Source organism: Zoogloea sp. (assembly GCF_028689785.1).
GTDB lineage: Bacteria > Pseudomonadota > Gammaproteobacteria > Burkholderiales > Rhodocyclaceae > Zoogloea.
The window spans coordinates 22451-28450 of the sequence record NZ_JAQVCN010000063.1; the positions used below are offsets into that span (position 1 = coordinate 22451).

The 6000-nt window shown below is 55.2% G+C and carries 5 protein-coding genes; all 5 read left to right on the forward strand.

Annotated elements, in window-relative coordinates; all coding sequences use genetic code 11:
- The first annotated feature begins 364 nt into the window (after positions 1-364).
- The 5 genes from istA to PHI64_RS19635 all read left to right on the forward strand — a co-directional run bounded on the left by istA (position 365) and on the right by PHI64_RS19635 (position 5554).
- Positions 365-1903 carry an IS21 family transposase gene (istA, locus tag PHI64_RS19615; protein WP_299886636.1) on the forward strand — a complete coding sequence of 513 codons (1539 nt, stop codon included), beginning with the start codon at positions 365-367 and terminating at the stop codon, positions 1901-1903.
- A gap of 11 nt (positions 1904-1914) precedes the next feature.
- Positions 1915-2670: an IS21-like element helper ATPase IstB gene (istB, locus tag PHI64_RS19620; RefSeq protein ID WP_299886639.1), complete on the forward strand. Its 756-nt coding sequence runs from the start codon at positions 1915-1917 to the stop codon at positions 2668-2670.
- A gap of 261 nt (positions 2671-2931) precedes the next feature.
- Positions 2932-3267, forward strand: a complete 336-nt coding sequence (locus PHI64_RS23645) for an antitoxin Xre/MbcA/ParS toxin-binding domain-containing protein (protein WP_366945227.1) — start codon at positions 2932-2934, stop codon at positions 3265-3267.
- Between the two features lie 861 nt (positions 3268-4128).
- Positions 4129-4296, forward strand: coding sequence for a hypothetical protein (locus PHI64_RS19630; RefSeq protein WP_299886642.1), 168 nt, complete (start codon positions 4129-4131; stop codon positions 4294-4296).
- Between the two features lie 634 nt (positions 4297-4930).
- On the forward strand, positions 4931-5554 hold the full coding sequence (locus PHI64_RS19635; protein WP_299886645.1) for a response regulator: 624 nt from the start codon (positions 4931-4933) through the stop codon (positions 5552-5554).
- Positions 5555-6000 lie beyond the last annotated feature (446 nt).

Genomic DNA, 6000 nt, shown 5'->3' on the forward strand with positions numbered 1-6000 from the left:
GTTGCGAGAACAACGCACGCGTGGCCCCACGTGGAGACGTAGCCGGCAACTATAGCTAGCTACGTCATCCGCACGGCGACGCCCTCGCGCGCCGTTGAGCCGGGCATTTATCCGCCCGAAAAAATATGGAAGGGAGGTCTTCCTATGACCAGCTAGCCCGGATCACGTTAAATCACGGGAGCACAAAAGCAAAAACGGCCTAGGTCTGCCAACCGTAGCCGTTTTTTGAAGCGCTTAATGAAAAGCCCTTTTTCATTCTGCCTTCCGCTCCATTTCGTGTCAAGGCGGCTTGCTTTTTGTCGCCTTGATGACAGGGTGTCGCGCTTGCGCGCCCTGTTGAAGCTATTGCTACAAGGAGGCAAGGATGAGCACCATCCGTGAAATATTGCGTGTGCTGTTCGCCGGGGGGATGAGTTACCGGCAGATCGGCTGTGTTATCGGTGCCAGTCATAACACAATCAGTCGTTACGACCGACTGAGAATCGAAAAAGGCATCACCCTAGAACAGGTTGATGGCATGGACGACAATACCTTGGACTCTTGCTTCAATGCACGCCCTCTGTCGTGCGACGAGGGGAGACCATTGCCGGATTTCGAGACAATGCACAACGACTTGAAGACTCGGGGCGTAACGGTAGAGCTGTTATGGCAGGAGTATCGGGCCAAGCACCCCAATGGGTACTCTTACGTTCACGTTCTGCGTCTCTACAATAGTTGGGCGCGTAAGTTGAACATCACGATGCGGCAAATTCATCGTCCGGGTGAAAAGATGTTCGTGGATTACTCCGGCAAACGCTTACCGATCACCAACCGCGAAACGAGCGAGATCAGCATGGCCGAGATCTTCGTGGCCGTTATGGGAGCCTCCAGCAAGACCTATGTTGAGGCCGGGCGCTCGCAGCAGGAGCCAGACTGGCTGCTGGCCAACGCCAACGCGCTGACCTATTTCGGCGGCGTGCCCTCAATGATCGTTCCCGACAACCTGAAATCGGCCGTCATCAAGAATAGTAAGGGGAAGGTCAAGCTCAACCCCCGCTTTGTAGACTTCGCCCGCCACTACCGGACCGTGATCATTCCGGCGCGCCCCAAGAAGCCGAAAGACAAGGCCAAGGTTGAGGCAGGGGTGCGTATTGTACAAATGTGGATTCTGGCCAAGCTGCGTAACAGGGTGTTCTTTAGCCTGGATGAGGCGAATGAAGCCATTCGGCCATTGTTGGCAGAGTTCAACGCCAGGCCCTTCAAGAAGATTAAGGGGTCGCGAGCTGAATTGTTTGAGCAGTTGGATCAGCCAGCCTTGAAGGCATTGCCCCCAGAGCCCTACGAGTATGCGGACTGGAAAGTTGGAGCCCGGGTTGGATTGGATTACATGGTCGAATACGAAGGATGTTTCTACATGGTGCCGTATAACTTGGTGGATCAACATGTGGATGTCCGGGCGACAGCCAATACAGTTGAAGTCTTCTTCAAAAATCGGAGGGTGGCAAGTCATGTCCGCCTGCACAGCCAAGGACAACGCGCAATCAATCGCGACTTCATGCCAGCCTCCCATCAGCATTATTCCGAGTGGTCGCCAACCCGATTGATTGCATGGGGACAGTCTGTCGGTGATGCAACAGAAAAGGTCATCAGCCACTTGCTGGCACATAAGCCTCACCCCGAGAGTGGCTTTCGTGCCTGTGTCGCGCTTGTGGAGGAAAGCAAGCGATATGGGTTGGTGCGTCTGGAGTCTGCTGCTGCAGTAGCTTTGCAAATCAATTCTGTCACCTTGTCGAGTATTCGCTCGATTTTACGCACTGGGCGTGACAAGGTGGAGTCGATGGTCTCGCTCTCTGAAACGCCGAGTGTCGAGCCAACTCTAGTAAAGCCCCACCAGAACATCCGCGGCGCCAACTACTACAGTTAACGTAAATATCTATGCTTATTCAACAAACTATCTCACAGATGCGCGAGTTGCGCCTGACTGGGATGCTAAACGCTCTAGAACTACAAATGGGGCAGGCGGCAATTCAGTCCCTACCGTTCGAAGATCGCCTGGGCATGCTAGTTGATGCCGAGGTTTCGACGCGGGATACCAAGCGAATGACAAAGCTGCAGAAGGATGCCAAGCTCAAGGAACCTTCGGCATGTATTGAGGGCATCGATTATGACCCAGGGCGGGGGCTGGATCGCTCCTTGATTAACTCGCTGGCGATGTGCAATTGGGTGGAGGTCGGTCAGCATGTGATCATTACCGGTGCAACCGGCGCCGGTAAGTCTTGGCTGGCATGTGCTTTCGGCACTCAGCTTTGTCGGAGGGGCATGTTGGTTCGCTACTTTCGGCTTTCTCGTCTGATTGAGGATCTGGTCGTGGCGAAAGGGGACGGTTCGCTGGCCCGTTTGCGAGCGCAATTGGTGCGGGTGTCAGTCATCATTTTGGATGATTGGTTAATGGCCCCCATGGATGCCGCGTCGGCACGGGAGATTCTGGAGCTAATCGATGATCGGATGGGCAAGAGTTCCCTGATCCTAACCAGCCAGCACCCTGTTTCTGAATGGCATGACCGCATTGGGGAGCCCACGGTTGCTGATGCATTGCTTGACCGAATTGTTCACTCAGCGCATCGAATCGAGATTAAAGGCGAGTCGCTCCGAAAACGTCGTGGCATGCAGAATACGCACAAAGTTGCCTAGCGTGAATTAACTATAAATTAGGGTTTTTGACTTTAGCGGAAGCCTCTTCGGAGGCTTCTTTTTATTTAAGACAACTCGGCTGGGTAGAATGGAAATGGTGGTCAAGGGTTGCCGAGGCCGGTCAACTCGAAATTACTGGTCACAATGGCGTTAGGTGGTCAGTGGAGGGCACGGATTGGTCATTGTGTGACCGATGGGTAGTAGTTATGGCAATGATGGGCAATAGGCTTGATAGAACGCACTTCTCACATACCGGACCTCGTGGAGGCGATGCATGTCTCGAGCGAACGCCTGCTGAGTATGCTTAACATGCCTAGTTCATCTGTCAGACGGAAGATTCGTCAAGGCTTGATGCTCTCTCCCGAGCATTCAGAGCGGGTGCTTGGACTGGTCTGTCTGATCGACCAGGTTACCGTCATGGTGGAGGACTCGGGGAGTCCGAATGAGTTTGACGCGGCCCGATGGGTTGGTGAGTGGCTTGATCGACCTATCCCCGCCCTGGGAGGCGCTAGGCCTTCAGATTATATGGATACGATCACCGGGCAGATGCTTGTTTCCAAGTTGCTGATGCAGTCGCAGACCGGGGTGTTTGCGTAGAGTTGGCAAAGTACTGCCCTGGGGAGATCTCCAGATCTCTGCCGCATCTGAACAGACTCTGTTTAGATCACACTTGCGAGGTCCGACAGCCGTTTTTTGGGTGGTCGGTTGCATAGGCACGGGGGGCATGGCATAGACTTATGTCATGAAGCATGATCTGCAACTACCTACCCTACCGCTCACGTATCAGTCGGCTGGAAGCATCCTGCAGCCCAAAGTGGGGGTTGAGGAAATCTACAAGACGATTCGGAATCGGCTACGCAGATACAGCGCGACATCTCTCGTTGAGTTGTCCTTAGAGCTACTTTGGACAAAGCACAGTGACCGCCTTCAGGACCTGCAGAGCATGCCGTGGCTTACGCTCCTCGTAGTCAAGTGGGCGCTTCAGGATGCCGCCGTCAACCTCAGAGTGGGTGACCGGATATCTGGTGAGGAGCTAGACGCACTCCGTCAGCAACTATGGGACATACCCAGCAACGACGGGGAGTGCGAACGGGACGGTAACGTGTTTCTGATGGTCCGGTCCATTTCCAATGTCCAGATCGACTTCCAGCGGACGGGGGGCTTGGCGTTTCTGCGCTGGCCTTCACTTTACGCACGCCTACCTGAGAGCTGTCCCCTGCAACCCAGATAAATGAGATTGATATCAAGGCGGGTGATTTCGTCTAAAACATTGACTTGCTGGACATGTTCAGACGTTCTCCTCTTATGCCGGGCATACCACCATATCGTTCTCTCCTCAGGCTACCAAGATCAGCCGGCTTTAGAGTTTGCTTTGCAAGGGATTATCACGTTGCCGGTCCCTCTGTGTACCTAACCCGGACAGGGTCGGCATCTGGCCGGACGCGGTGTTCAGGAAAGGTGAAAATTTCACTGATCACAGCCTGCAGTGAGCCGGGCGCCTCGGTGGCGGAGGTCCAGGGCAATGCCAACCAGCAGCGACGCTTGGTGCTGGAGCGGGCCCTGCGGTGGGGCTCGTCCCGGCTCAGCGGCCCTTGGGTGCTGATTCACCTAGTCGCCTGCAGCTAAGTAAGGGCATCGTGACCGTCGCAGCGGTCTGGTCAGCATTCTTGGCCGAAGCACTTCGGTGCTTGGCTGTGCAGGTGGTAACGCAGCCCCGACGCACCCGATGCAACGAGCGCACTGATTGCTGCTGGAGGCTGGAAGGGCAAAGCGTATGCTTGGCTTGGAGAGTTCATGACAGATTGCGTCTGCATCTGTCCTGTCGTTTCCGTTGCCCTTTACAGGGGGTTCAAGAAGCTGCAATGATACTGGGCTAGTTGTATGCTCGGGGCCTTCAGTTTCCGCGGTCTCAGCATGCCGCCACCCTTAGAGGCACGCTGGATGCTTTCGTCGAGCAGTCGCAAGGTCATGAGGTGCCTTACGCGTCCTTTCCGGGCTGCGTCTGCTGCGTGTATCTGTAAACATCTTCGGGGTTGAAGTTATCTTTGTTTACGTTGTTGATGAGACAGACGCTGCGGATGGAAAGTAAGTGCATGAATTTATAATAAAATTGTTGTTTTTGACGGTTTTTTGGTATGCACAACCTTTTTGATGTATCGTCAGGTTTTGTCGGGCGCCATCGGGGGCAAGTCCGCTCCCCGATATCCCCGGCTTAGCTGGTAACATCGTTAAACACCGACGTTCTTTATGCCCTATCGAAATGGCCGCCACGCCCGAATCTCCTGAAAAGGAATATTGCAGTACCTCAGAAGCCGCCCAGCGCCTGGGCCTCTCCTTGGGGACCGTCCAGCAAATGGTCGAGAACGGCCAGCTGGAGGGTTGGAAGACTGCCGGGGGCCACAGGCGGATCCGCGTCAGCTCCATTGAGGAGTTCCGGGCTCGTTCCATGTCGGGCAGCGGGCAGAACGCCGTGCGGCCTGCCGCCGGCTCCCTGCAGGTGCTGGTTGCCGAAGACGACCGCATCCTCCAGAAGCTCTATGAGCACACCTTCAACAGCTGGACCTTGCCCTTGCAAGTGCGCATGGTCTCCAGCGGCATTGACGGCCTTCTCGAGATCGGGCGTTTCCCCCCCGACCTGCTGATTACCGATCTGCGCATGCCTGGTATCGACGGTTTCGAGGTCATCCGCCGCCTGCGGGCAGACCCGCAGCTGCAGGATCTGGACATCGTGGTGGTGAGCGGGCTGACCGAAGACGAGATCGTTGAGAATGGCGGTTTGCCGAACGATGTGATCTTCTACAGCAAGCCGGTGCCATTCCGCGAGCTCAAGGGTTATGTCCAGGCCAAGATCATGGCCATGCAGCGCCGCGGCCGGGCTGTCTGAGCCTGCCCCCGGCAGGCTGTTGATCCGGCTCCACACCGGTCTTCCTTTCCCCTATTTCCCCTGCCGACACGTCTCCCCGTTGCCGGAGCGATTTTTCACGTCTGTTTGCTTTGCCCGCTAGCCGGCCACCAGCAGGCTTGCTTCAGGGCCGGACACGCCTTTCTTACCCTCTGTAGTGCCATCCCGGGTCCGGAATCCATGGATTTACATAAATTTTCGTGAATTCCCTGGGCATTTTTTGGCAGATTCGCAGGGCGAATATGAGCTAAATTCAGTAAAAATGTCGATTCGGCAATGCGTTATGTGGGATCTGTATTTGTTATAGGGCACCTCGAATAACCCGAGGTTTTCAATGAATTCCGCCGCGCAACGATGATCGCGACCCAATTCGATTCAATTTCGCTGAGCAAACGCCGCCTTTCCCTGCGGTGTAGCCCCGTTTTTGC

What these genes read in the sequence shown, in the direction of transcription:
- PHI64_RS19635 (WP_299886645.1), top strand. Translation starts at nt 4,931, where the DNA reads ATGGCCGCCACGCCCGAATCTCCTGAAAAGGAATATTGCAGTACCTCA.
- istB (WP_299886639.1), top strand. Translation starts at nt 1,915, where the DNA reads ATGCTTATTCAACAAACTATCTCACAGATGCGCGAGTTGCGCCTGACT.
- istA (WP_299886636.1), top strand. Translation starts at nt 365, where the DNA reads ATGAGCACCATCCGTGAAATATTGCGTGTGCTGTTCGCCGGGGGGATG.